This is a genomic window from Streptomyces sp. NPDC057137 (genome assembly GCF_042670825.1).
Lineage (GTDB): Bacteria > Actinomycetota > Actinomycetes > Streptomycetales > Streptomycetaceae > Streptomyces.
This window is the reverse complement of record NZ_JBHUUW010000060.1, coordinates 1-24,344: the sequence shown is the minus strand read 5'-3', so window position 1 is coordinate 24,344 and position 24,344 is coordinate 1. Positions and strand designations below refer to the sequence as shown.

The window sequence follows — 24,344 nt, the reverse complement described above, 5'->3', positions numbered from 1 at the left end:
CTCGCCGTGGGCGATGATCGCACCATGGGAGACACGAGCGAGCAGGACGAACGACGACGGCGACTGGCCGCCTGGCTGGCCTCCGGGCGGACGCTCTGGCGAAGCTCCGCCGACCGGCCCGTCGGTGAACGGCTGGCCACGCTGGCTGCCGACGCGTCCTCGGTCTACGACCTGGACGAATGGACGGACGTGTACGGGGGCGGGGTTGTCGCCGAGCTGGAGAGCCGGGTGGCGTCCCTGCTCGGCTTCCCGGCCGCCGCGTTCTTCCCGACCGGGACCATGGCGCAGCAGGTGGCGCTGCGGTGCTGGGCGGGGCGCACCGGGAACGCGACCGTGGCACTGCATCCGCTGGCGCACCCGGAGGTCCACGAGGGAGGCGCCCTGTCGGTCGTGAGCGGCCTCCGTACGATCCACCCGACGTCCGAGCCCCGGCTGCCGACGGCCGACGAGATCCACGCGGCGGACGAGCCGTTCGGCACGCTGGCGCTGGAACTGCCGCTGCGCGACGCCGGGTTCGTGCTGCCGACGTGGGACGAACTCGTCGCCGTGGTGGCGGCGGCGCGCGAGCGGGACGCGGTGGTGCACTTCGACGGCGCGCGACTGTGGGAGTGCGTGACGCACTTCGGCCGGCCGCTGGAGGAGATCGCGGGGCTCGCGGACAGCGTGTACGTGTCCTTCTACAAGTCCTTGGACGGGATGTCCGGGGCGATGCTCGTGGGGCCTTCGGCGGTGGTCGAGGAGGCGCGGGTGTGGCGGCATCGGTACGGAGGGCAGGTCTTCCAGCAGTATCCGGCGGCGCTGTCCGCTCTGCTGGGGCTTGAGCGGGAGCTGCCGCGGCTGCCGTCGTACGTCGCGCACGCGCGCGTGGTCGCGGCGGCGCTGGCGGAGGGGTTCGCGGGGTCGGCGTCTGAGCCGGGGTCGGGGTCGGACGCCGGGCCGCTCGCGCCGTGGTTCCGGGTGCACCCGCGGCGGCCTCATACCCACCAGTTCCAGGTGTGGCTTCCGTACGAGGCGCGGGTGCTGAGCGAGGCGGCGGTGCGGCAGGCCGAGGAGACCGGTGTGACGCTGTTCCGCCGCTGGTTCGACTCGGGCGCGGGGCCGCCTGGTGTTGCGGTGACGGAGGTGACCGTGGGGGCGGCCGGGCTGGAGTGGACGGCGGACGACGTCCGGCAGGCCGTACGGGAGTTCATGGCGCTTGTGGAGGCGGAGAACGCCCGCGTGGACAAGCTCACCGACGGGCCCGCCGACGAGACCGCCGACGGAACCGCCGATACGACCGCCGATTGACCGAGGCCGTCAATCGTCCGCCGCGCTGTCAGTGGTGGCGTGCAGCATGGACGCATGAGCGTGACCATCGACATCACCGGGCTGCCCCACGAGCGGATCGTCTTCGGACCGTCCCCGCTCGCCGAGCTGGGCGCGGCCCTGCACGCGCTGTCCGAGCCCGGCCACCACGCCCGGCTCCACGGCTGGGCCACGTCCACGTCCGCCGGTCTCAAGCCCGAGCTGGCCGACCGGCTGCACGAGGCGGATTTCCTGTGGCGCTCCACACGCTCCGACATCCTGCTGCCCGCCCGCCCCCGCGAGACGCTGGCCGAGGAGCTGGACGACCTCGACACGATGCCGGACGAGCAGTACGTGGCGGCGGCGCTGGAGATCTCCTGCGCCAGTCAGTACGACACGGGCGCGCCGTCCCCGCTCGTGGACGCCGGGACGCGCGAGCGCGTGCTGGAGCTGGCGGCGGCGCGCGGGCCGCGCCAGTCCGCGTTCATCCGGCGGATGCTGGCCGACCCGCCCGCCGTCCGTGCGTGGATACGGCGGCTGCTGGAGGACTGCGACGAGGCGTTCTTCGCCGACACCTGGCGGCGCGTCCGGGTCCAACTGGCCGCCGACGCCCGGCACAAGACCGAACTGCTGCGGCACAAGGGCCTGGCGGAGGCCGTCGCCGCCGTCTCGTCCGCCGTGAGCGTCCAGGAGACGGGACCGGCCATCGCCGTCGTCGTGGACAAGCTCTCCTCGGGCCGCACGAGCGCCGCCGGATCGGGTCTGACCTTCCTGCCGACCGCCTTCGGCTGGCCGCATCTGATCGCGCTGCACGCGCCCGGCTGGCAGCCGGTCGTGCAGTACCCGGTGGGCAGCCCGGAGCCGTCGGGCGGCGCGCCCTCGGTGGAGGTGGTCAAGCTGCGGCTGGAGGCGGTGGCGCACCCCATGCGGATGCGGCTGTGCCGGAGTCTCGCGCGGGGCTCGTACACGACCGGTGAGCTGGCCGACACGTACGGGATCACGGCGCCGGAGGTGTCCCGGCATCTCTCCGTGATGCGCAAGGCCGGGCTGCTGACGACCCGCCGCCGGGGCCGCTACGTGCTGCATCAGTTGAACGTGACCCTGGTGGCCCGGCTCGGCAGCGACTTCCTGGAGGGCGTGCTGCGGTGACACCCCGGCCCGCACACGGCCTCGGTAAACCCTCGGTCGAAGCCCGCTCGAATCAGCCGAACCTCGGTCGACCCTCACTCGACCTCAGTCGAAGCGGATGTGCTTGATACCGGTCCAGGCGCGGCGCAGCCGGTGGCGGAGCGCACTGTCGGTGTTCGGGGCGAGCCGCAGCCCCGCCGAGGCGGCGATGGCGTCGGCGACCTGAGGGACCGTCATGCCATCGGTACGGATGTGCTCACCGAACTCCGGCCGGGACAGCCGCTCCAGACAGTGGTCCAGCTTGGCGACCGCGAAGCTCTCCCGCTTGAGTCCGAGCCCCAGCCCGCGCTCGGTGAGCCTCTTCAGGACGGTCCCGCGCGCGGCGAGCAGCGCGAAGTGACGTACGTCGTGCCCCTCTTCGCGCAACCGCCCGACGATCTCCTTGAAGTAGCCGTCGTCGACGAGCGTCATGGGGGCGATCACCGTGCCGTCGTACTCGCGCAGCGTCAGGTCGAGCACGTCGTGGACCCCCTGCCGCCAGGCGGGCAGGTCCTGGAAGTCCCCCCGGAGCCCGGCGGGCATCATGCGGTGCAAACCGAACCCGACCCGCTCGGGATCGCAGACGACACTGCCCGGCAGCCGCCGCGCGATCTCGTGCGCGGTCTGCGTCTTCCCGCCGCCGAAGGGCCCGTTGAGCCACAGGAGCATCAGACGGCTCCGCCCCCCGCGCGCACCAGCCCCGACTCGTACGCGAGCACCACGACCTGCACCCGGTCGCGCAGCGCGAGCTTGGTGAGGATGCGGCCGACGTGCGTCTTCACGGTCGCCTCGGAGAGCACCAGCCGGGCGGCGATCTCACCGTTCGACAGGCCCTGGGCGACCAGGAGCATCACTTCGCGCTCGCGGCCCGTCAGCCGCTCCAGCGCGCCGGTGGCCGCCCTGTTCTCCTTGCCGCTCGGCAGCATCGCCGAGAAGCGGTCGAGCAGCCGCCGCGTCGTGGACGGTGCGACGACCGCGTCACCGCTGTGCACGGCGCGGATCGCGGTCAGCAGCTCGGACGGCGGCACGTCCTTGAGCATGAAGCCGCTGGCGCCCGCCTTGAGCCCCGAGAAGGCGTACTCGTCGAGGTCGAACGTCGTCAGGATGAGCACCTTGGGCGCGTCGGGCTCCGCGCAGATGCGCCGGGTCGCCTCCACGCCGTCCAGGCGTGGCATGCGTACGTCCATGAGGACGACGTCCACGGCCGTGGCGCGCAGATTCTCGATCGCCTCCGCGCCGTCGCCCGCCTCCGCGACGACCTCCATGTCCGGCTGTGCGGCCAGCACCATACGAAAACCGGTGCGCAGCAGCACCTGGTCGTCGACGAGCATCACGCGGATCGACATCGGCGGGTTCCTTGTCCGTTGGGTGCGGTGGTCGGTGGGTGAGTGGGTGGGGGTGGCGACGGTGGCGGTCGCCGCTCAGTGCGCGGGCTTCAGCGGAAGCAGCGCGCTGATCCGGAAGCCGCCCCCCGGCCGCGGCCCCGCGTCGAGCGTGCCGCCGACCATGCCGACGCGCTCCCGCATCCCGATGAGACCGTGCCCCCGGCCGTCCGCGCCGCCGTCCACATACAGCTCGTGGCCCGCGCCGCGCCCGTCGTCCTCGACCAGGAGTCCGAGCCCGTCGTCGAAGTAGACCAGACGCACGCTGGCCCCCACATCGGGTCCACCGTGCTTACGGCTGTTCGTCAGCGCTTCCTGCACGATCCGGTACGCGGTGAGCTCCACGCCGCTCGGCAGCGACCGGGGAGTGCCCTCGACCTTGAAGTCCACGGTGAGCCCCGCCGACCGCACCTGCTCGACCAGGTCCTCTATCTGCTGGACGTCGGGCTGCGGCACGTACTCGCCGCTCTCCTTGACGTCTCCGGTCCGCAGCACACCGAGCAGCCGGCGCATCTCCGCCAGCGCCTGCCGTCCGGTGCCCGAGATGGTCTCCAGGGCCTGTCTGGCCTGCTCGGGCGCGGCGTCCATGACGTAGGCGGCGCCGTCGGCCTGCACGACCATGACCGACACGTTGTGCGCGACGACGTCGTGCAGCTCACGCGCGATCCGCGCGCGCTCGGCGGCGACGGCCACCTTGGCCTGCGCCTCGCGCTCCTTCTCCAGCCGGGTGGCCCGCTCCTCCAGCTGCGCGAAGTAGGCGCGGCGGGTCCGGATCGAGTCGCCGAGCACCCAGGCGAGCACGAAGGGCACGGTCAGCACGACGGTGAGGAAGATCTGCCCGCTGAGGCTGGTCTCGCTCGTGGGCCAGCGCACCTGCGCCAGCGGCGCCGCGGCCACCCCGCCGATCAGCCCCAGCCGGGAGGCCCAGCGCGGACCGCCGCGGGCGGCGACCGTGTAGATGAGCGCCAGCATGGCGAAGTCGGCCGGATTGACGATGACATCGGTCAGCAGCTGGACGACGCCCAGGCCGGCGGCGAGCAGCAGCATCTTGTCCGGTGCGCGTCGGCGCAGCGCGACGGTCAGCGACAGCAGCAGGACGACGACGAGGGAGACACCCGTCGTCTCGGTGCCGATGTCCCGCTCCGCCCCCACGAACAGCACGGAGATCCCGAAGAGCATCACAGCCCAGAAGCTGTCGACGCCCGTCGGGTGTCTGCGGAGAAAATCATAGAGGCGCTGCACGTAACCCAGCGTAGGGATGCCGTAGAGGTGGAAGGGTCAACCGGAGGGCCGATCCGGTCGGTCGATACGTACTCCCCAAGGTGGAGACTTGGGGATGTGACGGATGAGACGTGTAAGTGCGACGAGGCTCACGGGGCTCCGTGCGCCGTGGAGCCGCGTGGCTGGGCCGCGGCCATGGAGAGCGCGCTGTACGGCCCCGAGGGCTTCTACCGGCGCCCTGAGGGCCCTGCGGGGCACTTCCGCACCTCCGTCCACGCCTCGCTGCTCTTCGCGTCGGCCGTCGCGCGGCTGCTGGTGGCGACCGCCGAGGCCCTGGACACCGACGAGATCGCGCTGGTCGACGTCGGGGCGGGGCGCGGGGAGCTGCTGACGGGGGTCCTGGCCGCCGTACCGGACGGGCTTGCCGTACAGCCGTACGCCGTCGAACGCGCCGCGCGCCCGCCGGGACTCGATCCGCGCGTCGAGTGGACCGACAAGCCCCCGGCCGGTGTGCGGGGGCTGCTGTTCGCCAACGAGTGGCTGGACAACGTGCCGGTGGACGTCGCCGAGACCGGGCCCGACGGGACGGTGCGGTACGTCCTCGTCGGCCCCGACGGCAGGGAGCAGCCCGGCGCCCCGGTCGACGGACCGGACGCCGCCTGGCTGGCGCGCTGGTGGCCGATGGCGGGGCCGGGCGCCCGCGCGGAGATCGGCCGCACCCGTGACGAGGCGTGGGCCACCGCCGTGGCGACGCTGGACCGGGGGCTGGCGGTGGCCGTCGACTACGCGCATGTACGGGGCGACCGGCCGCTGTTCGGGACACTGACCGGGTTCCGGGACGGCCGCGAGGTGCGGCCGGTGCCCGACGGCAGCTGCGACATCACCGCCCATGTGGCGCTGGACGCGTGCGCGGCGGCCGGCGTCCCGGCGAGCCCGGGTGGCGGGGACGCCTTCGTACTGAGGCAGCGCGAGGCGCTGCACCGCCTCGGCGTCAGCGGTGGGCGCCCGCCGCTCTCCCTCGCCACGACCGACCCCGCCTCCTACGTACGCTCGCTGGCCACCGCCGGCGAGGCGGCCGAACTGACCGCCCGCGGCGGCCTCGGGGACTTCGGCTGGCTGATGCGGCCCGTCGGTACGGCTCTGAGAGACTGGGCCGCATGACGGAGACCACCCGCACGACGGTCGGCATCGGCGGCGCGGCCGAGAGCACGGACATGGTGCTCAACATCGGGCCCCAGCACCCCTCCACGCACGGTGTGCTCCGACTGCGTCTGGTACTCGACGGCGAGGTGATCCAGCACGCCGAGCCGGTCATCGGCTATATGCACCGCGGCGCCGAGAAGCTGTTCGAGGCGCGCGACTACCGCCAGATCATCATGCTCGCCAACCGGCACGACTGGCTGTCGGCGTTCTCCAACGAGCTGGGTGTGGTGATGGCCGTCGAGCGCATGCTCGGCATGGAGGTGCCGCAGCGCGCCGTCTGGACCCGGACCCTGCTCGCCGAGCTGAACCGGATGCTCAACCATCTGATGTTCCTCGGCTCCTACCCCCTCGAACTGGGCGGGATCACCCCGGTGTTCCACGCCTTCCGGGAGCGCGAGGAGCTGCAGGCCGTCATGGAGGAGATCTCCGGCGGCCGGATGCACTTCATGTTCAACCGCGTCGGCGGTCTCAAGGAGGACCTGCCGGCGGGCTGGCTCGGCCGCGCCAGGCACGCGGTCTCCGAGGTCCGTTCGCGGATGGACGTGTACGACAGGCTGGTCCTCGGCAACGAGATCTTCCGGGGCCGGACCCGGGGCGTGGGGGTCCTCTCGGCGAACGCCGTGCACGCGTACGGGGTTTCGGGGCCGATCGCGCGGGCCTCGGGCGTCGACTTCGACCTGCGCCGCGACGAGCCGTATCTCGCGTACGGCGAACTCCAGGACACGCTCAAGGTCGTGACCCGCGAGGACGGCGACTGTCTGGCCCGCTTCGAGTGCCTGCTGGGCCAGACCCACAACTCGCTGGATCTCGCGGACGCGTGCCTGGACCGGATCGCCGACCTGGAGCCCGGTCCGATCAACCAGCGGCTCCCGAAGGTCCTCAAGGCGCCCGAGGGGCACACGTACGCCTGGACCGAGAATCCGCTCGGCATCAACGGCTACTACCTGGTGTCGAAGGGCGAGAAGACGCCCTACCGGCTGAAGCTGCGCTCGGCGTCCTTCAACAACATCCAGGCCCTCACCGAGCTGCTGCCGGGCACCCTGGTCGCCGACATGGTGGCGATCCTCGGATCGCTCTTCTTCGTCGTCGGCGACATCGACAAGTAGCGACTCGATCGGTGCCTGGGTCCGGCTCAGGTTCGGGGCCGGCCCGCCCTAGGAACCGATCGCGCTGCGCAGCTGTCCCAGCGGCAGCGGCTCGCTCTCGTCGTGCTCGGTCAGGTCGATGACCTGGCCCACCGCCCGGTCGTCGGTCCTGTGCTGTACGGCCAGGGCCTCCTCGCCGACCACATCGGCGAGGTCCTCGCGCTGCGCCCGCTCCAGCTCCGCCGGCTCGGGCCGTCCGGCCCGGGTGTCGACGGCCGCCGGGTCGGGGCCGTCCTCCGTCGCGTCGCCGGTGGTGGAACCGTCCGCCGCGGGACCGCCCTTCTGCGTACCGAAGAAGTCGAAACCTCCCTCGGGACCCCGCTGCAGCCGGTGCCGACGGTTGTACGGGACGATCGCCGAGGCGCCCGGGTGGGGGCGGGTCGCGGGCAGGGACGACGTCGGCCGGGCCTTCAGCGGGAGCGCGGACGACGGGCGCGTGTGCTCGGCGGCCGCGGCCGCTTCCGCCGTGCGGCGCTTCCTGTCCGCCTTCTCCTGCTCGGCCTTCTCGGCGCGGGCCTTCTTCTCGGCCTTCGCGGCCTGCTTCGCCCGCTCCTCCTCCGCCGCGGCCTCGCGGGCCGCGCGCTCGGCGAGTTCACGCCTGCGGGCCTCTTCAAGGATCCGCTTCGTGTGCTGCAGGGCGCCGTTGCGCGTCAGGTCGTCCAGGGCCCGCGCGGCGCGGTGGTAGACCGACGCGCTGGGTGTACTGCCCGCGGGGAGCAGCGCCTTGGGCTCACGGGCCGCTTCGATGGCGAGCTGGCGTGTGCCCTCCAGCGCGCTGGCGCGGGCGGTCTCCGCCGTGGCGTACCGCCGCAGGAGCGCGGCGTGCTCACCGCGCAGCTTCGCGAGTTCCACCCGCTTGGCGCGCAGCTTGCTGTCGAGCCGGGTGCGAATCTCACGTGATTCGTCGACATCGGCTTCGAGTTCGGCTATTCGTTCCTCGGTCTTCCACTCCTCGCTGGCCTGCGCCCGCAGCAGCTCGGCGACGCGCCGGCCCGCGGCCCGGTCCCAACTGCGCATCAGATAGGCGCCGGTGGCGGCCGTGGCCGCCGTGACGGCCACCAGACCGCGGAGCGCCACGGGTTCCGCGAGGAGCCAGGCACCCGCGGCGCACAGAGCGGCGGCCCCGGCTACGGCCGACGGCGGCAGAATCCTGTGGAGGGGCGGGGAATGGCGGTGGCGTCCACGTGGCATGGCCCGAAATTTACCGCGCGTGGGCGCGGAATGGGGGTCGGCCGGACAATCTTTCCCCGTCCGTTGCCGACTCCACTCCCGTCCCTCTACTTCCCGCCGGACTTCCCCCGCTTCCCGCCTACTTGCCGATCAGGTCTTTGGACTCCAGATACTCCTTGGCGACATCGGCGGGCTTCGCGCGCTCCGCGTCGACCTTCAGGTTGAGCTTCGCGAGATCCTCTGTCGTGAGGGCGTCGGTGAGCTTGCCGAGAAGGTCCGCTATCTCCTGAGAACCGGCGTCCTTGGCATTGACCACGGGAAGTACGTTGTCCGCGTTCTGCAGCTTCTTGTCGTCCTCCAGGACCACCAGACCGAAGCTGTCGAGCGTGCCGTCGGTGGTGGTGCTCAGGACCAGCTGGTCCTTGCCGTCCTTGACCGCCTGCTTGGCCTGCGGAGTGCCGACACCCTGCGGGTCGATGCCGGTGACGTCGATGCCGTACGTCTCCTTGAGACCGGGCGCGCAGAACGGCCGTACCTCGCACTCGTCGCCGGCGGCGATCTTCACCTTGAGCTTCGAGGCGCCCAGATCCGAAAGGGTCTTGAGCTTGTTCTTCTCGGCGTATTCCTTGGTCACGGCGAAGGCGTTCTGGTCGACCGCCTTGCCGGCGGGGAGAACCTTCAGTCCGCGCGGCTCGGCCAGCTTCTGCAGGGCGGCGACCGTGGCGTCCGCGTCGCTGGAGGCGAGCGGCTTCTTCACGGCCTCGTCCGCGCCGTTCACCTTGGCGTTGAGGAATTCGGTGAGCGTCGCCGCGTATTCGGGGACGACGTCGATCTCACCCTTCTCCAGGGAAGGCTCGTACAGCTCGCGGTTCTTCACCGTGGTGACGGAGGCGTCGTATCCGCCGTCGTCGAGTATCTGCGCGTAGAGCTCGGCGAGCACCTTGGACTCGGTGAAAGCCGCGGCGCCGACGACGAGGGAGCCCTTCTTGTCGGAGCCCGAGCCCTTGTCCGAGCCGCCGTCCGATTCCAGGCTGTCGCCGCCGCACGCGGCGAGCGACCCGGTCAGGGCGACGACGCCAAGTACCGCACCCGCCATGCGCGAGGTCTTGCTCATGAAAGTTCACCATCCGTAGAGAGGCCTGAGGAGGACGCCGGGAAGCCGGCCGTCACAAGGTTGTTCGTGTCACACCGTCGTGTCACTCGGTCGTCATGTCACACGGTTTTCGTCACCCGGTCCCGTGGGAGCACGTCGTCGGCCGGGAGCACGTCGTCGGTACCGAGGGCGTCGCTCGCCGCGCCGTCCCGCGCGCCGGGCACCGCTGCCCGGACGGCGGTGGTGGACGGAGACGGGTCGAGCACCCGGTCCAGCGCGACGAGCGCGCCCTCGACGAGCAGGGCGAGCAGCGCCACGAGGAGCGCGCCGGCGACCACCTGGGGGGTGTCGTACGTGTTGAACCCGGCGGTGATGATCCGGCCGAGGCCGCCCTGCCCCACCATCGCCGCGATCGTGGCCGTGGCGACCACCTGTACGGACGCCGACCGGAGGCCGGTCATCACCATCGGGTACGCGAGAGGCAGCTCGACCCGTACGAAGAGCTGGCGCCCGGACATCCCCATGCCCCTCGCGGCTTCGAGCACCGCGCGGTCCACCTCCCGCATGCCCACGTAGGCGTTGGTCAGCAGCGGCGGCACGGCGAAGAGGACCAGTGCGACGATCGTCGGCACATAACCGGCGTTGCGCAGCGGGGAGAGCATGAACAGGGCGAGCACGGCGAAGACCGGGATCGCCCGCCCGACGTTGGAGATGTTGACGGCGAGCGCGCCGCCCTTGCCGATGTGCCCGAGGTAGAAGGCCGTCGGCAGGGCTATCGCACAGGCGAGCACGAGCGCGATACCACTGACGTACACATGCTCGCCGAGCCTGTTCAGCGCCCCGCTCTCGCCGGACCAGTTGGAGCCGGTCATCAACCAGGTCCACGCGTCACCAAGAACACCCATGGGTCAGCCCCCCACCTTCACCGGGCGGCCGGCCCGGCCCGCGCGCGCCGGACGGGACGCGCGGCCCTTGCCCGTACGTATCCGTGTCCAGGGCGTGAGCAGCCGCTGGAGTCCGAGGAGCAGCAGGTCGGCGGCGATGGCCAGCAGCACGCACAGCACGGAGGCGGCGAGCACCTGCGCCTTGAACAGGCTCGGCAGCGCGTCCTCGATGAGATTGCCGAGGCCGCCGCGCCCCACGATCGAGCCGACGGTCGTCAGCGCGATCGTCGAGACCGTCGCGATGCGGATACCGGCCATCAGCGCGGGCAGCGCGAGCGGCAGCTCGACCTCCCAGAGCAGCCGCCCGGAGCCGTACCCCATCCCGCGGGCCGCCTCCTTGGCTTCCGCGGGGACGGATTCGAGGCCCGCGATGATGTTCCTCACGAGGATCGTCAGTGAGTACAGCACCAGGCCGGTGACCACCAGCGCGGACGACAGCCCGAAGACCGGCAGGAGCAGCGAGAACATCGCCAGCGACGGGATCGTGTAGAGCAGGGTCGTCAGTCCGAGCACGGGGCCGGCGAATGCCGGTTTTCCGCGTGCGAGCAGGGCGAGCGGAAAGGCCACGAGCAGCCCGATGAGGACCGAGACGACGGTGATCCCGATGTGCTGGACAGTCGCATCGATCAACTCCTGGCTACGGGAGCGGAGATACTCTCCACAGATCCATTCGTTCGCCGCCAGACAGCTTTGAGTGCTCATCCACCCCCGCCTCCCCTATCTCCCCGAACGTATGTCTGGTGTCTTTGTCTGGGCGACCCTATCCCCGACCACTGACAATCGCGGAAGGCCGCCACATTCCAGCAACATTGCCTTCACACAAGACCCGTCACAATGGGGAAATCATGATCCGATTCGAGCACGTCACCAAGCGGTACCCGGACGGCACCACGGCCGTCGACGACCTCAGCCTGGAGGTCGGAGCGGGCGAGCTGGTCACGCTCGTCGGACCGTCGGGCTGCGGCAAGACCACCACCATGAAGATGGTCAACCGGTTGATCGAACCGACCGAAGGCCGGATATTCATGGACGGGGACGACATATCGACCATCGACCCCGTCCAACTCCGCCGCCGGATCGGCTATGTGATCCAGCAGGTCGGCCTCTTCCCGCACAAGACGATCCTGGAGAACACGGCGACCGTCCCCCATCTCCTGGGCTGGCAGCGCGGCAAGGGCCGTGCGCGCGCCGCCGAGCTCCTCGACCTGGTCGGCCTCGACCCGTCGATCTACGGCGACCGCTACCCCGAGCAGCTCTCCGGCGGACAGCGCCAACGCGTCGGCGTGGCACGGGCACTGGCCGCCGACCCGCCCGTCCTGCTGATGGACGAGCCCTTCGGCGCGGTCGACCCCGTCGTACGCGAACACCTCCAGAACGAGTTCCTGAAGCTCCAGGCCGCCGTCAACAAGACCGTGCTCTTCGTCACGCACGACATCGAGGAGGCGGTCCGGCTCGGTGACCGGATCGCCGTCTACGGGCAGGGCACGATCGAGCAGTTCGACGCCCCTGCCGCCGTGCTGGGCGCACCCGCCACGCCGTACGTCGCCGACTTCGTCGGCGCGGACCGCGGCCTCAAGCGGCTCTCGGTCACGCCGATCGAGGAGGGGGACCTGGAGCAGCCGCCCGTCCTGCATCTCGACGACCCGTTGCGGAACGCCGCGGCGAAGCTTTCCAAGGAGGGCGCGCGCTGGGCGGTCGTCCTGGACGCCGAGGACAATCTGCACGGCTGGATCTCCACCGAGCAGACCGGCGCCTCGGGCACCGTACGGGAGCACGCCCGTCGTATGGAGGCCTGGCTGCCCGTCGGCGCCTCTCTCAAGCAGGCGTTCTCCACGATGCTCCAGCACGACGCCGGCTGGATCGCCGTCATCGACAAGGAGGAGACGGGGCGCTTCCTCGGCGTGCTGACCCCGGCCCGGCTGCACGAGGCGCTGCGCCGCTCGATCGACGCGGACGCGCACGCCATCCCCCGCACCGAGGTGGAACTGGAGACCGTCGCCCAGATCGCCGCGTCCTGACCTGACCCCGACCTGTCCACGTCCCCCGGCGGGGACGGCCGCCCGTCCGCTGCGGGACGTACCGGGGCACGTACGGGCCTAGGGTGGGACGTATGAGTACGTTGCGCGCACAGGGCGGAAGGGGCACGGTCGACGGCCTGCCGGAGTGGGACCGCTGCGCGGTCATGGGGGTCGTCAACGTGACGCCCGACTCCTTCTCCGACGGCGGCCGCTGGTTCGACACCGCCGCCGCCGTCAAGCGCGGCCTCGATCTGGTCACCGAGGGCGCCGACCTGGTGGACGTCGGCGGCGAGTCGACGCGCCCCGGCGCCACGCGGGTCGACGAGGACGAGGAACTGCGGCGCGTCGTGCCCGTCGTACGGGACCTGGCCTCCGAGGGCGTCATGGTGTCCGTGGACACCATGCGGGCCTCCGTCGCCGAGCGGGCGGTGGCCGTCGGCGCCGTCCTGGTCAACGACGTCAGCGGCGGTCTCGCGGACCGCGCCATGGTGCCCGCCGTCGCCGCCGCGGGCGTGCCCTTCGTCGTCATGCACTGGCGCGGTTTCAGCCAGGGCATGAACAATCGCGCGCTCTACACGGACGTCGTCGGCGAGGTGATCGCCGAACTGCGCGAGCGCGTGGAGGCGGTCGTCGCGGGCGGCATCGCCCCCGAGCACCTGGTGATCGACCCCGGCCTCGGCTTCGCCAAGAACGCCGAGCACGATCTCGCGCTGCTGGCCCACCTGGCGGACCTGCGGGCGCTGGGCAGGCCCCTGCTGGTCGCCGCGTCCCGCAAGCGGTTCCTCGGCCACGTACTGGCCGGTGAGGGCGGACCGCCGCCCGCGCGCGAGCGGGACGCCGCCACCGCCGCCGTGTCTGCGATCGCCGCGCACGAGGGCGCCTGGGCGGTGCGGGTGCACGAGGTACGCGCGACCGCCGACGCCGTCCGTGTCTCGCGCGCCGTCGAGGGAGCCAGGTGAGGAGCCTGCCGAGCGGAACGGACAAGGAGCAGGTCGACGCGCTCAACACGGCCTTCTACGAAGCCATGGAGCGCGGTGACCTCGACGAGCTGTCCGCGCTGTGGCTGGACGGCGACAGCCCCGGCGTCAGCTGCGTCCACCCGGGCTGGCCGGTGCTCTCCGGGCGCGGCGAGGTGCTGCGCTCGTACGCGCTGATCATGGCGAACACCGAGTACATCCAGTTCTTCCTTACGGATGTCGCGGTGTCCGTCGCGGGCGACACCGCTCTCGTGACCTGCACCGAGAACATCCTCAGCGGCGGACCGGCCGAGGAGAGCGGCGCGCTCGGCCCGCTCGTGGGCCAGCTGGTGGTCGCGACGAACGTGTTCCGCCGCACCGCCGACGGCTGGCGGGTCTGGTCCCACCACGGCTCGCCCGTTCTGGCCGAAACCGACGACGAGAAGGACGACGAAACTCCCGCCTGAGTGGGTAAGCGACCTTACGAGGGCCGGTCCCGTGCCGCCGGAACTACCTGCGGTTCCCCGTCGCGCGGAGCCCGTCGCGGACGCTGCCCGCGGCGCCCGAGGCCCCCACGGGCAGGCCCTGTCGGTGCCCGCGAGTAGATTCGACCGGGGACATCAGCCGTCCGCATACGGCATAGTGCCCCACTTGACCAACGACAGCAGGAGTGATTCGCGTGGACCGTCTCGCGCTGCGCGGCCTCAAGGCCCGTGGGCACCATGGCGTCTTCCCCCGGGAGCGCGAGGAGGGTCAGACCTTCATCGTGGATCTGGTGCTGAGCCTCGACACCCGCCCCGCCGCGGCCGGCGACGACCTGACGAGAACCGTCCACTACGGAATCGTGGCCGAGGAGGTCGTGGCCGTCGTGCGGGGCGAGCCGGTCGACCTGATCGAGACGCTCGCCGAGCGCATCGCGGACCAGTGTCTGAAGCATGACGGCGTCGACGAGGTCGAGGTGACGCTGCACAAGCCGGACGCCCCGATCACGGTGCCCTTCGACGATGTGACCATCACCATCACCCGGAGCCGAGTATGAATCCCCAGAGCGACCCGACCGTCCAGCCGGTGCCGGCCTCGGTGGTGGCGCAGGTCGACGCGGCGGACATCACCCTGTCCAACCCGAAGCGCGCCGTGATCAGCCTCGGGTCCAATCTCGGCAACCGGCTGGAGACCCTGCAGGGCGCCATCGACGCGCTGGAGGACACCCCGGGCCTGCGGGTCAAGGCGGTGTCGCCGGTGTACGAGACGGCGCCCTGGGGCGTCGAACCGGGCTCCCAGCCCTCGTACTTCAACGCGGTCGTCGTGGTGAAGACCACGCTGCCGCCCGCGTCGCTGCTGGAGCGCGCCCAGGCCGTCGAGGAGGCCTTCGACCGCGTCCGAGTGGAGCGCTGGGGGCCGCGCACGATCGACGTCGACATCGTGGCGTACGCGGACGTCGTCTCGGACGACCCGGTGCTCACCCTGCCGCACCCGCGCGCCCATCAGCGGGCCTTCGTGCTGGTGCCCTGGCACGACGTGGAGCCCGAGGCGCTGCTGACCGGGCGGGGTACGGTCTCCGAACTGCTCGCCGTCGTGGAGCAGGACGGCGTCGAGCCTCGGGCGGACCTGGAACTCCGGCTGCCCGACTAGTCGTTAGGCTCTGCGAATCGGTCGGTCGACCGGCCACAGGTGCCGGTGGCATGTGCGTGTGTGCGCGTGACGAGTACGGGTGAAGGGTGGGCTGTCGCGGTGAGGCAATTGCGGATCGGGGTGCTGGCGGGCCTCTTCGCCGTGGCCGGGGTGCTCTCGTGGGGCGGTACGCGCCTCTGGGACTCGCTCGGCACCCTGCCCAGCGTGCCCCTCGCGGCGCCCATCGTCCTCGCGGTGATCGCCGTCGTCCTCGCGGCGACGGCGCTCTCGCTGCGGTCCCGGCTGCGCGCCCAGCGTGAGCGCCGGCCGGGAGCCAAGGGCGTCGATCCGCTGATGGCGGCCCGCGCGGTCGTTTTCGGCCACGCGAGCGCGCTGGTCGCGGCCCTGGTCGCCGGGATGTACGGCGGGACGGGCGTCTTCCTGCTCGGCTCCCTGGACATCCCCGCGCGGCGGGACCAGGCGTACTACGCGGGAGCCTCGGTACTGGCCGGCATCGCGGTGATCGCCGCCGCGTTCTTCCTGGAGCGCGTCTGCAAGCTCCCCGACGGGCCCGACGACGAGCACCAGGGCCACGGCACCGCCCACGCCTGATCGCACCGGGGGCAGCACCGGCGCCGGCGGCCGGCGCTCGCGGTACCCGTCGTGGTTCAGCGGGCCATGATCAGGCTCATCGCCTCGTTGCGGGTCGCCGGGTCGCGCAGCTGCCCCCGTACCGCCGAGGTGATCGTCTTGGCGCCGGGCTTGCGCACTCCGCGCATGGACATGCACATGTGCTCGCACTCGACGACCACGATCACGCCGCGCGGCTCCAGGATCTTCATCAGCGAGTCCGCGATCTGCGTGGTCATCCGCTCCTGCACCTGCGGCCTGCGGGCGTACACGTCCACCAGTCGCGCCAGCTTCGACAGCCCGGTGATCTTCCCGTCGGCCGACGGGATGTACCCGACGTGCGCGACGCCGTGGAACGGCACCAGATGGTGCTCGCAGGAACTCTGCACCTCGATGTCCTTCACCAGGACCATCTCGTCGTGGCCGATGTCGAACGTCGTCGTCAGGACGTCCTCGGGCCGCTGCCAGAGTCCCGCGAATATCTCCTTGTACGAGCGGGCCACCCGCCCCGGCGTCTCGCGCAGGCCCTCGCGGTCCGGGTCCTCCCCGACCGCGATCAGAAGCTCCCGTACGGCGTTCTCGGCCCGCTTCTCGTCGAACTCGCCGATCACACCCTCGCCGTCCAGCCTCACGGGGTTGGTCATCTGGGCCTCGCTCCTCCGCCGTTCCGTGCACGGCCACACAAATGCCGCGCCCCATCAGGCTAAGACCTGTGGGACGCGGCATCTATTCCGGGCCTGGTGAGAAGCCCGGGATCAGCTTTCCGGACGCTCCTCCGGAACGGCCTCGGCCGCCGGGTCGCCGGTCGTCACACCGGGAAGCGCGCCGTTGGTGCCGGTCGCTCCGTTGGTGAGGGCCAGCTCCTTCGGCGAGAGCACCGGAGGACGTGTCGAAGGCGTACGCCGCGAGGAGCCGGTCCAGGCCGGACGGGCCGGGCGCCGCACGATCGTCGAGAAGATCTCGGCGATCTGCTCCTTGTTGAGCGTCTCCTTCTCCAGCAGCGCGAGGACCAGGTTGTCGAGAACGTCGCGGTTCTCGACGAGGATCTCCCAGGCCTCGTTGTGCGCGGTCTCGATCAGCTTCTTCACTTCTTCGTCGACCAGCGCGGCGACCTCTTCCGAGTAGTCGCGCTGGTGGCCCATCTCACGCCCGACGAAGGGCTCCGTGTTGTCGCCGCCGAACTTGATCGCGCCGAGCCGCTCGGTCATGCCGTACTGCGTGACCATGGCCCGTGCCGTCGCCGACGCCTTCTCGATGTCGTTGGCCGCGCCGGTGGTCGGGTCGTGGAAGACCAGTTCCTCCGCCGCGCGCCCGCCCATCATGTAGGCCAGCTGGTCGAGCATCTCGTTACGCGTGGTCGAGTACTTGTCCTCGTCCGGCAGGACCATGGTGTAACCCAGGGCCCGGCCGCGGGACAAGATCGTGATCTTGTGCACCGGGTCGGAGTTCGGAGACGCCGCCGCGACCAGGGCGTGGCCGCCCTCGTGGTAGGCGGTGATCTTCTTTTCCTTCTCGGACATGATCCGGGTCCGCTTCTGCGGGCCCGCCACGACTCTGTCGATGGCCTCGTCCAGGGAGTGGTTGTCGACGAGCTTCTTGTCGCCGCGCGCCGTGAGGAGCGCCGCTTCGTTCAGCACGTTCGCCAGGTCCGCTCCGGTGAAGCCGGGCGTACGACGGGCGACAGCGCCCAGATCGACGTCCGGGGCGACCGGCTTGCCCTTCTGGTGAACCTTGAGGATCGCCAGCCGGCCCAGCATGTCCGGGCGGTCGACCGCGATCTGGCGGTCGAATCGTCCCGGGCGCAGCAGCGCCGGGTCGAGGATGTCGGGCCTGTTCGTGGCGGCGATCAGGATGACGCCGCCCTTCACGTCGAACCCGTCCATCTCGACGAGCAGCTGGTTGAGCGTCTGCTCGCGCTCGTCGTGGCCACCGCCGAGGCCCGCACCGCGGTGCCGGCCGACGGCGTCGATCTCGTCGACGAAGACGATCGCCGGGGCGTTCGCCTTGGCCTGCTCGAAGAGGTCACGCACTCGGGAGGCACCGACACCGACGAACATCTCGACGAAGTCGGAACCGGAGATCGAGTAGAACGGGACGCCGGCCTCGCCGGCGACCGCGCGGGCGAGCAGCGTCTTGCCCGTACCGGGCGGGCCGTAGAGCAGCACGCCCTTCGGGATCTTGGCGCCGACCGCCTGGAACTTCGCGGGCTCCTGGAGGAACTCCTTGATCTCGTGAAGTTCCTCGACGGCCTCGTCGGACCCCGCGACGTCGGAGAACGTCGTCTTGGGGGTGTCCTTGGTAATGAGTTTGGCCTTGGACTTCCCGAACTGCATGACTCGGGAGCCGCCGCCCTGCATCTGATTCATCAGGAACAGGAAGACCACGACGATGAGGACGAACGGCAGCAGGGAGAGCAGTACGGAGACGAACGGACTCTGCTTCGAGGGCGAGACCGTGTAGCCCTGCTTGATGTCGCCGCTCTCGAACTTGCCCTGCAGCTTGGCGGCCAGAGCGGAGCCCTGCGAGCCGATGTAGCTTGCCTGGACCTTGTCGCCGCCCTGGACCTTCTTGCCGTCCTTGAGGTCGATCTTGATGATCTGTTCGTCGCCTGTGGTCAGCTTGACCTGGTCGACCTGGTTCTTGTCGATCGCCTGGACGACCTCGCCGGTGTCCACCGTCTTGTAGCCGCCCGACGAGCCGACGACCTGCATCAACACGACCACGGCGAGGACGGCCAGCACGATCCACATGACCGGCCCACGGAAGTATCGCTTCACGTCCATCCATACGGAGCGAGAACGCCCCGTCCCTCCTGCCCGTAGGTAAATGCTGCTGTGAGAAAAGACTGTTCTTCGGACCGTACCCCAGCATTGTCACCCGCGACCGCACGGGACTGCCGGTAAACCGGTCTTCCCATGCTCCAACGGCGGGAAGGGTGCGGGGGTTCCCGGCCCGGCCCGGCGGGCCGGGTGCCCGGGTCAGCCGCCGTACACATGGGGGGCGAGTGTGCCGACGAATGGCAGATTGCGGTACTTCTCCGCGTAATCGAGGCCATAACCGACGACGAACTCATTGGGAATGTCGAATCCGATCCATTTCACATCGATCGCGACCTTTGCGGCATCCGGCTTACGGAGCAGCGTGCAGACTTCGAGCGAGGCGGGCTCGCGCGAGCCGAGGTTCGACAGCAGCCACGAGAGCGTCAGGCCCGAGTCGATGATGTCCTCGACGATCACGACGTGCTTGCCCTTGATGTCGGTGTCCAGGTCCTTGAGGATCCTGACCACGCCGGACGACTGCGTCCCGGCGCCGTACGAGGACACGGCCATCCAGTCCATCGTCACAGGGGTGGACAGCGCACGCGCCAGGTCCGCCATCACCATGACGGCGCCCTTGAGGACGCCGACGAGGAGGACGTCCTTGCCCGCGTACTCCGCGTCGATCTTGGCGGCCAACTCGACCAGCTTCGCGTCGATTTCTTCCTTGGTGATGAGCACCGACTGGAGGTCGGCGCCCATGTCCTTGTGGTCCACCCGCATCACTTTCGTTGTCGGCCAGGAGGCCGGAACTCGCCACCCCGGAGACACAGCCGTCGTGCTTCAGCGCTTCAGCCCTGCCGGATGACCAGTCTGCCACCCTGCCGTTGGGCCTCGACGCGGCCCGGCAGGTTGATGGCGCCCTGGCCTCGCCAGCCCGTGATCAGGCGGTCGACCTCCTCGATGTGCCGGGCGAAGAGCGACCCGGCGGGCGCCCCCGCGACGACCGCGGCCCGGCGCAGGACGCGGCGGCGAACGGCGGGCGGCAGCGCGTACAGCTTGGCGCATTCCAACTGTCCGGCATCGTCCCGTACGGCGGACTCGACGTCGGCGGCCCAGGCGTCGAGGGCGTCGGCGTCGTCGCGGGAGAGCTGCGCCGTACGGGCCAGGGCCTCGACGACGCCCTTGCCGAGCGCCTTCTCCAGGGCGGGCAGGCCCTCGTGGCGCAGGCGCGAGCGGGTGTACGCGGGGTCGGCGTTGTGCGGGTCGTCCCAGACCGGGATCGCCTGGACCAGGCAGGCCTTGCGGGCCGTCTGCCGGTCGAGTTGGAGAAAGGGGCGGCGGTAGCGTCCGGTGGCGCCGGAGACGGGGGCCATCCCGGAGAGCGAGCGGGTGCCGGAGCCGCGGGCGAGGCCGAGCAGGACCGTCTCGGCCTGGTCGTCCCGGGTGTGGCCCAGCAGGACGGCGGCGGCGCCGTGGCGCTCGGCGGCGGCGTCCAGGGCGGCGTAGCGCGCGTCGCGGGCGGCGGCCTCGGGCCCCCCGTCGCGACCGACGGTCACGGCGACGGACTCGACAGGGTCGAGCCGCATGGCGGCGAGCCGGGAGACGACTTCGGCGGCGCGGAGTTCGGAGCCGGCCTGGAGGCCGTGGTCGACGGTGACGGCGCCCGCGCGGACGGAAAGCTTGCGGGCCTCGAAGGCGAGGGCGGAGGCGAGCGCCATGGAGTCGGCGCCTCCGGAACAGGCGACGAGCACCAGCGGGCGGCCGTCGGCCGGGAGTGGTGCGGCGGCACGGTCGCCGACTGCTACCGGGGTACGCCGGGAGCGCTCGTTGTCGGAGCTCGCGAGTTCGGAGCATTCGGTGATGACGTCGTGGAGTACGCGGCGGACCGCCAGGCGTATCGCCGCGACCGCAGGATGGGGACCCATGTCCGGTGCCCTTCGTGATGTTTGGGGGGTGCCTCGGTCGGAGTAGGGACGGGGTTCAGTCACACAGAGTGCGTCGATGGTGACAGAACCGGGCCGTTCCCCGAGCATTGCACGCCTACCCACCGCCCACGGTCCCTCGGATGGGTGATGCTGGCCCATTCCGGTGGACACGTGTGGACGTTGACATCCGGCACGGGGCCCGCGGCCGCCTCTTTAGGAGGCCGCTGCCCCTTCTGACGGGGTTTAGGACTCGGCCTTGCGGTGCACCCGCGCGATCCAGTCCGCCGGCTTGGCGATCTCCGCCTTCGTGGGAAGGGTGTTGGGGGAGGTCCAGACACGGTTGAAGCCGTCCATGCCGACCTCGTCCACCACGGCTCGTACGAAACGCTCCCCGTCCCGGTACTGCCGCAGCTTCGCGTCCAGCCCCAGCAGCTTGCGCAGCGCCTGATCGAGCCGGCTGGCGCCCTTGGCCCTGCGCTGCTGGAACTTCTCGCGGATCTCGGCCACCGAGGGCACGACCTGCGGCCCGACGCCGTCCATCACGTAGTCGGCGTGGCCTTCGAGCAGCGACATGACGGCGGTGAGGCGGCCGAGGATCTCCTTCTGGCCGGGGGTCTGCACCAGTTCGACCAGGCTCCGGCCGTCGTCGTCCTCCTCGCCCTCGGGACGGCTGCCGGTCAGCGACTGGGCCGCTTCACGCAGGCGTTCCACGACGGTCGACGGATCGACGTCGGTCTCTTCGAGGAATGACTGGATCTCACCCTCAAGGTGGTCACGGAGCCATGGCACGCCGGTGAACTGGGTGCGGTGGGTCTCCTCGTGCAGGCAGACCCAGAGCCGGAAGTCGTGCGGGTCGACTTCCAGTTCGCGCTCGACGTGGACGATGTTCGGCGCGACGAGCAGCAGCCGGCCGCCGCCGCCGTCGCTCGAAGGGAGGTCGCGGCTCGGCGGGGCGAACGTCTCGTACTGACCGAGGACGCGGGAGGACAGGAACGACAGCAGCATGCCCAGCTCGACGCCGGTCACCTTGCCGCCCACGGCGCCGAGGACGGCGCCGCCCGCCGTGCTCGACCTGCGGTCCTGCATCTTGTCGAGGAGGGGCTTGAGCAGCTCACGGAAGCCCGCGACGTTCGCCTTGATCCAGCCCGCCCGGTCCACGACCAGGACCGGGGTGTCCGGTGGCTCGTGGCCTTCCGGGATCATCCGCGTGAAGGCGCGCACGTGCTCCTCGGCCGCCTTGGCGTGCCGCCGCAGCTCGGCGACGATCTCGCGGGCCTCGTCCCGGGTCACTTCCGGTCCCGGCCGCGCGAGGCGGGTCGCGGTTGCCACCGCGAGATTCCAGTCCACCATCTCGGCCCCACCGATGCTCGTCATGCGTCAACCGTACGTGCTCGGGCCGAAAGGCGGTGGGGTGTCGGCCGGGCTGTTGCCGTCCCGGCCGGTCCTCGTCGGTGCGTCTTCGGTGCGTCTTCGGTGTGTGTCGGCGCGGTGCTCGGTGCGGTGCCCGGTGCGTGTGGGCGCGCTTGTCGCCGCGTGGGGGCAGGGGGTGGTCAGGACACGAGTTCCGCCGAGAGGTGGTCCAGGGCCCGTTGGGCCGTATCGGGGGTCGGGGCCTTCTCCGCCAGGAAGGCGAAGGCGAGCAGCCGACCGCCGGGGCCGACGACCGTGCCCGCCAGGGAGTTCACGCCGGTCAGCGTGCCGGTCTTGGCGCGGATCAGACCGCTGCCGGTGATCGCGTCGGCGTCGGCGTACCGGCCCTGGAGCGTGCCGCTGAATCCGGCCACCGGGAGGCCGGTGAGGACCGGCCGCAACTCGGGCCGGTCGGGGTCGGCCGCTCGGGCGAGCAGCGCGGTGAGCAGGCCGGTGGTGATCCTGTCGTGGCGGTTGAGACCGCTGCCGTCGCGCAGGAGCGCGCCGCCGACGGGCAGTTTCTGCTCCTTCAGCTCGGCCTGGACGGCCTGTTGGGCACCGGCGAAGCTCGCAGGCCTGCCCGCCTTGACGGCGGTCTGCCGGACGAGTGATTCGGCGATGTCGTTGTCGCTGTTCGTCAGCATCCGCTCGACCAGGGCGGACACGGGGCGCGAGTACGTCACCGCGAGACGGTCGGCGTCCTTGGGGGCCTTGCCCAGGGCCGGGGGCTTCGAGGTCTTGAGGCCGCGTTCGCGCAGCAGCTCGGCGAAGACGTCGGCGGCGTCGCCCGCCGGGTCGCCGCTGCGCGGTGCCGGGCCGCCGAAGGAGTCACGGGCGGAGTCGTCGAGACGGCCCTGGCCGGTCATCAGCGCGGTGACCGGGGCGATGTTGTCGTTGGGGCCGATCGGGTGTTCGCGGGGCCCGGAGTAGAGGGACACGTCGAAACGGACGGTGACCTCGTGCACGCCGCGGTCCCGCAGCTCCCGGGCGGTGTCCTCGGCGAGGGCGCGCAGGCCCTTCCGGTCGAGGGTGGCGTCGCCGCCGCCGACGAGGGTGATCTCGGTCGGGCCGTCGTCGCCCTTGTCGTCGCCTTTGTCGTCGCCGCTCTCGTTGTCGCTCTGGTTCCTGCCCTCGCCGCCCTTGTCGTCGCCCTTGCCCTCGACGTCAGCGGTGACCACGGTGGTGGGGATGCGGTGGTCGGGGCCGAGTGCCGAGAGGGCGGCGACCGCCGTGGCGATCTTGACGGTGGAGGCCGGTGTCATCGGCCGGTCGGCGCGCTCGCCGAACAGCTGCTCGCCCGTGGCGACATCGACGACGGACGCCGCTGGCGCCGGTCCGAGGTCGGGGGATCCGAGCAGCGGCCCGAGAGTCTTCTTGAGGTCGGCGGGGAGATCGGCGGGCGCGGACAGGGACTCGACCGGTGCGGCGAGTTCGTCGAGCACTCCGGCGGCGCTGGGCGCGGGCGCGGGCTTGCCCGGGTGGCCGCTCGGGTGATGTGCGCCACCTGTACGGCCCTGAGCGGCCGCCCAGTCGCGCTCGGCCTTACGCTGACCGGAGTCCCAGGGGCCGGCCATGGCCACCGCCCCGGCCGCGATCATCAGGCCGAGCACGGCTGAACCTGCCGTGAGCTGCCACACTTTTGGCTCAAGCACGGTTGACCAGCCCCTTTCGCGATCACACAGCTGCGTGGGGGACACTTAATCACTGCGCGTTGCCACGAGCACGGTGCCCCGGCCAACGATGGCCGATCCTGCTCGGTCCCGGGGTCGGCCCCGAGGTCGGCCCCGGTGACGTGCGGTATCACCGACAGCAGCATCACCGACAGTTGTGTTGATCATGGAGGAGCCACCCGTGGAGTTCGACGTCACCATCGAGATCCCTAAGGGTTCGCGAAACAAGTACGAGGTGGACCACGAGACCGGCCGCATCCGCCTTGACCGTCGTCTCTTCACCTCGACCAGCTACCCGGCCGACTACGGCTTCGTGGAGAACACCCTCGGCGAGGACGGCGACCCGCTGGACGCGCTGGTCATCCTGGACGAGCCGACGTTCCCCGGCTGTCTCATCAAATGCCGCGCGATCGGCATGTTCCGGATGACGGACGAGGCCGGTGGCGACGACAAGCTGCTGTGCGTCCCCGCCTCGGACCCGCGCGTGGAGCACCTGCGGGACATCCACCACGTGTCGGAGTTCGACCGCCTGGAGATCCAGCACTTCTTCGAGGTCTACAAGGACCTGGAGCCCGGCAAGTCGGTCGAAGGCGCGGACTGGGTGGGCCGCGCCGAGGCGGAGGCCGAGATCGAGGCCTCGTACAAGCGCCTTGAGGCGCAGGGCGGCGCGCACTGAGCGCGCGTCCGACACCGCCCCGGCCCTGAGGGGTCGGGAGCCCGCGCCTACGAGCGGCGGGCGGCGCACCGTGCGGGTGC

General features: G+C 70.9%; 24 protein-coding genes. 11 read left to right on the top strand and 13 right to left on the bottom strand.

Translation table 11 applies throughout. The features are described 5' to 3' along the window. Positions 1–24: 24 nt before the first annotated feature. Together ACFT9I_RS32285 and ACFT9I_RS32280 are read left to right on the top strand one after the other, a co-directional pair. On the top strand, positions 25–1,287 hold the full coding sequence (locus tag ACFT9I_RS32285) for a threonine aldolase family protein (protein ID WP_382570146.1): 1,263 nt from the start codon (positions 25–27) through the stop codon (positions 1,285–1,287). 54 nt (positions 1,288–1,341) lie between these two features. Further along, positions 1,342–2,433, top strand: coding sequence for a DUF5937 family protein (locus ACFT9I_RS32280; protein WP_382570144.1), 1,092 nt, complete (start codon positions 1,342–1,344; stop codon positions 2,431–2,433). Between the two features lie 84 nt (positions 2,434–2,517). Here the strand turns inward: ACFT9I_RS32280 and ACFT9I_RS32275 are convergent, their stop codons facing one another. The 3 genes from ACFT9I_RS32275 to ACFT9I_RS32265 form a co-directional block, all read right to left on the bottom strand. Continuing rightward, positions 2,518–3,120: an AAA family ATPase gene (locus tag ACFT9I_RS32275; protein WP_382570142.1), complete on the bottom strand. Its 603-nt coding sequence runs from the start codon at positions 3,118–3,120 to the stop codon at positions 2,518–2,520. After that, positions 3,120–3,797 (bottom strand): response regulator, encoded by a 678-nt coding sequence (locus tag ACFT9I_RS32270; protein ID WP_382570140.1) that lies wholly within the window; start codon positions 3,795–3,797, stop codon positions 3,120–3,122. The genes ACFT9I_RS32275 and ACFT9I_RS32270 overlap by 1 nt, the downstream gene beginning before the upstream one ends. A gap of 75 nt (positions 3,798–3,872) precedes the next feature. Further along, positions 3,873–5,075 carry a sensor histidine kinase gene (locus tag ACFT9I_RS32265; protein ID WP_382570138.1) on the bottom strand — a complete coding sequence of 401 codons (1,203 nt, stop codon included), beginning with the start codon at positions 5,073–5,075 and terminating at the stop codon, positions 3,873–3,875. A 174-nt stretch (positions 5,076–5,249) separates the two neighbouring features. Here ACFT9I_RS32265 and ACFT9I_RS32260 point away from each other — a divergent pair, with 174 nt between their 5' ends. Next, complete coding sequence (locus ACFT9I_RS32260) at positions 5,250–6,215, top strand: SAM-dependent methyltransferase (RefSeq protein ID WP_382570184.1); 966 nt, start codon at positions 5,250–5,252, stop codon at positions 6,213–6,215. Continuing rightward, positions 6,212–7,363, top strand: coding sequence for an NADH-quinone oxidoreductase subunit D (locus tag ACFT9I_RS32255; protein ID WP_382570136.1), 1,152 nt, complete (start codon positions 6,212–6,214; stop codon positions 7,361–7,363). The genes ACFT9I_RS32260 and ACFT9I_RS32255 overlap by 4 nt, the downstream gene beginning before the upstream one ends. A gap of 48 nt (positions 7,364–7,411) precedes the next feature. On the opposite strand, the gene ACFT9I_RS32250 is transcribed toward ACFT9I_RS32255, so the two are convergent. The 4 genes from ACFT9I_RS32250 to ACFT9I_RS32235 form a co-directional block, all read right to left on the bottom strand. Beyond that, positions 7,412–8,593: a hypothetical protein gene (locus ACFT9I_RS32250; RefSeq protein ID WP_382570134.1), complete on the bottom strand. Its 1,182-nt coding sequence runs from the start codon at positions 8,591–8,593 to the stop codon at positions 7,412–7,414. A 118-nt stretch (positions 8,594–8,711) separates the two neighbouring features. Beyond that, positions 8,712–9,686 (bottom strand): glycine betaine ABC transporter substrate-binding protein, encoded by a 975-nt coding sequence (locus ACFT9I_RS32245; RefSeq protein ID WP_382570132.1) that lies wholly within the window; start codon positions 9,684–9,686, stop codon positions 8,712–8,714. A 98-nt stretch (positions 9,687–9,784) separates the two neighbouring features. Further along, complete coding sequence (locus tag ACFT9I_RS32240) at positions 9,785–10,570, bottom strand: ABC transporter permease (RefSeq protein ID WP_382570130.1); 786 nt, start codon at positions 10,568–10,570, stop codon at positions 9,785–9,787. 3 nt (positions 10,571–10,573) lie between these two features. After that, entirely contained in the window at positions 10,574–11,311 is a 738-nt protein-coding gene (locus ACFT9I_RS32235) for an ABC transporter permease (protein ID WP_382570128.1), read from the bottom strand. 143 nt (positions 11,312–11,454) lie between these two features. Between ACFT9I_RS32235 and ACFT9I_RS32230 the strand changes: the two genes are divergently transcribed. The 6 genes from ACFT9I_RS32230 (at position 11,455) to ACFT9I_RS32205 (ending at position 15,806) form a co-directional block, all read left to right on the top strand. Beyond that, positions 11,455–12,627, top strand: a complete 1,173-nt coding sequence (locus tag ACFT9I_RS32230) for an ABC transporter ATP-binding protein (RefSeq protein ID WP_382570126.1) — start codon at positions 11,455–11,457, stop codon at positions 12,625–12,627. Positions 12,628–12,719: 92 nt separating this feature from the next. Continuing rightward, entirely contained in the window at positions 12,720–13,586 is an 867-nt protein-coding gene (gene folP / locus ACFT9I_RS32225; protein WP_382570124.1) for a dihydropteroate synthase, read from the top strand. A 5-nt stretch (positions 13,587–13,591) separates the two neighbouring features. Then, positions 13,592–14,050 (top strand): nuclear transport factor 2 family protein, encoded by a 459-nt coding sequence (locus tag ACFT9I_RS32220; RefSeq protein ID WP_382570182.1) that lies wholly within the window; start codon positions 13,592–13,594, stop codon positions 14,048–14,050. 212 nt (positions 14,051–14,262) lie between these two features. Then, positions 14,263–14,622, top strand: coding sequence for a dihydroneopterin aldolase (folB, locus tag ACFT9I_RS32215; protein WP_382570122.1), 360 nt, complete (start codon positions 14,263–14,265; stop codon positions 14,620–14,622). After that, positions 14,619–15,215 carry a 2-amino-4-hydroxy-6-hydroxymethyldihydropteridine diphosphokinase gene (gene folK, locus ACFT9I_RS32210; RefSeq protein ID WP_382570120.1) on the top strand — a complete coding sequence of 199 codons (597 nt, stop codon included), beginning with the start codon at positions 14,619–14,621 and terminating at the stop codon, positions 15,213–15,215. Before folB ends, folK begins: the two co-directional genes overlap by 4 nt. A gap of 99 nt (positions 15,216–15,314) precedes the next feature. Continuing rightward, positions 15,315–15,806 carry a DUF3180 domain-containing protein gene (locus ACFT9I_RS32205; RefSeq protein ID WP_382570118.1) on the top strand — a complete coding sequence of 164 codons (492 nt, stop codon included), beginning with the start codon at positions 15,315–15,317 and terminating at the stop codon, positions 15,804–15,806. 56 nt (positions 15,807–15,862) lie between these two features. On the opposite strand, the gene folE is transcribed toward ACFT9I_RS32205, so the two are convergent. From folE to dacB, 6 genes are all read right to left on the bottom strand, one after another. Beyond that, entirely contained in the window at positions 15,863–16,468 is a 606-nt protein-coding gene (gene folE / locus ACFT9I_RS32200; protein ID WP_382570116.1) for a GTP cyclohydrolase I FolE, read from the bottom strand. A 111-nt stretch (positions 16,469–16,579) separates the two neighbouring features. Beyond that, positions 16,580–18,607, bottom strand: coding sequence for an ATP-dependent zinc metalloprotease FtsH (gene ftsH, locus ACFT9I_RS32195; protein WP_382570114.1), 2,028 nt, complete (start codon positions 18,605–18,607; stop codon positions 16,580–16,582). A 195-nt stretch (positions 18,608–18,802) separates the two neighbouring features. Continuing rightward, entirely contained in the window at positions 18,803–19,363 is a 561-nt protein-coding gene (gene hpt / locus ACFT9I_RS32190) for a hypoxanthine phosphoribosyltransferase (protein ID WP_023539606.1), read from the bottom strand. 68 nt (positions 19,364–19,431) lie between these two features. Then, positions 19,432–20,508 (bottom strand): tRNA lysidine(34) synthetase TilS, encoded by a 1,077-nt coding sequence (gene tilS / locus ACFT9I_RS32185; RefSeq protein ID WP_382570113.1) that lies wholly within the window; start codon positions 20,506–20,508, stop codon positions 19,432–19,434. A gap of 243 nt (positions 20,509–20,751) precedes the next feature. After that, a complete protein-coding gene (locus tag ACFT9I_RS32180; protein ID WP_382570111.1) occupies positions 20,752–21,882 on the bottom strand; it encodes a zinc-dependent metalloprotease in 1,131 nt (376 codons plus the stop codon). Between the two features lie 176 nt (positions 21,883–22,058). Further along, positions 22,059–23,570, bottom strand: coding sequence for a D-alanyl-D-alanine carboxypeptidase/D-alanyl-D-alanine-endopeptidase (gene dacB / locus ACFT9I_RS32175; protein ID WP_382570109.1), 1,512 nt, complete (start codon positions 23,568–23,570; stop codon positions 22,059–22,061). Positions 23,571–23,769: 199 nt separating this feature from the next. On the opposite strand from dacB, the gene ACFT9I_RS32170 reads away from it, so the two are divergent. After that, the gene (locus ACFT9I_RS32170; RefSeq protein WP_003968257.1) at positions 23,770–24,264 is read left to right on the top strand and encodes an inorganic diphosphatase; all 495 of its coding nucleotides are present in this window, start codon (positions 23,770–23,772) and stop codon (positions 24,262–24,264) included. Positions 24,265–24,344 lie beyond the last annotated feature (80 nt).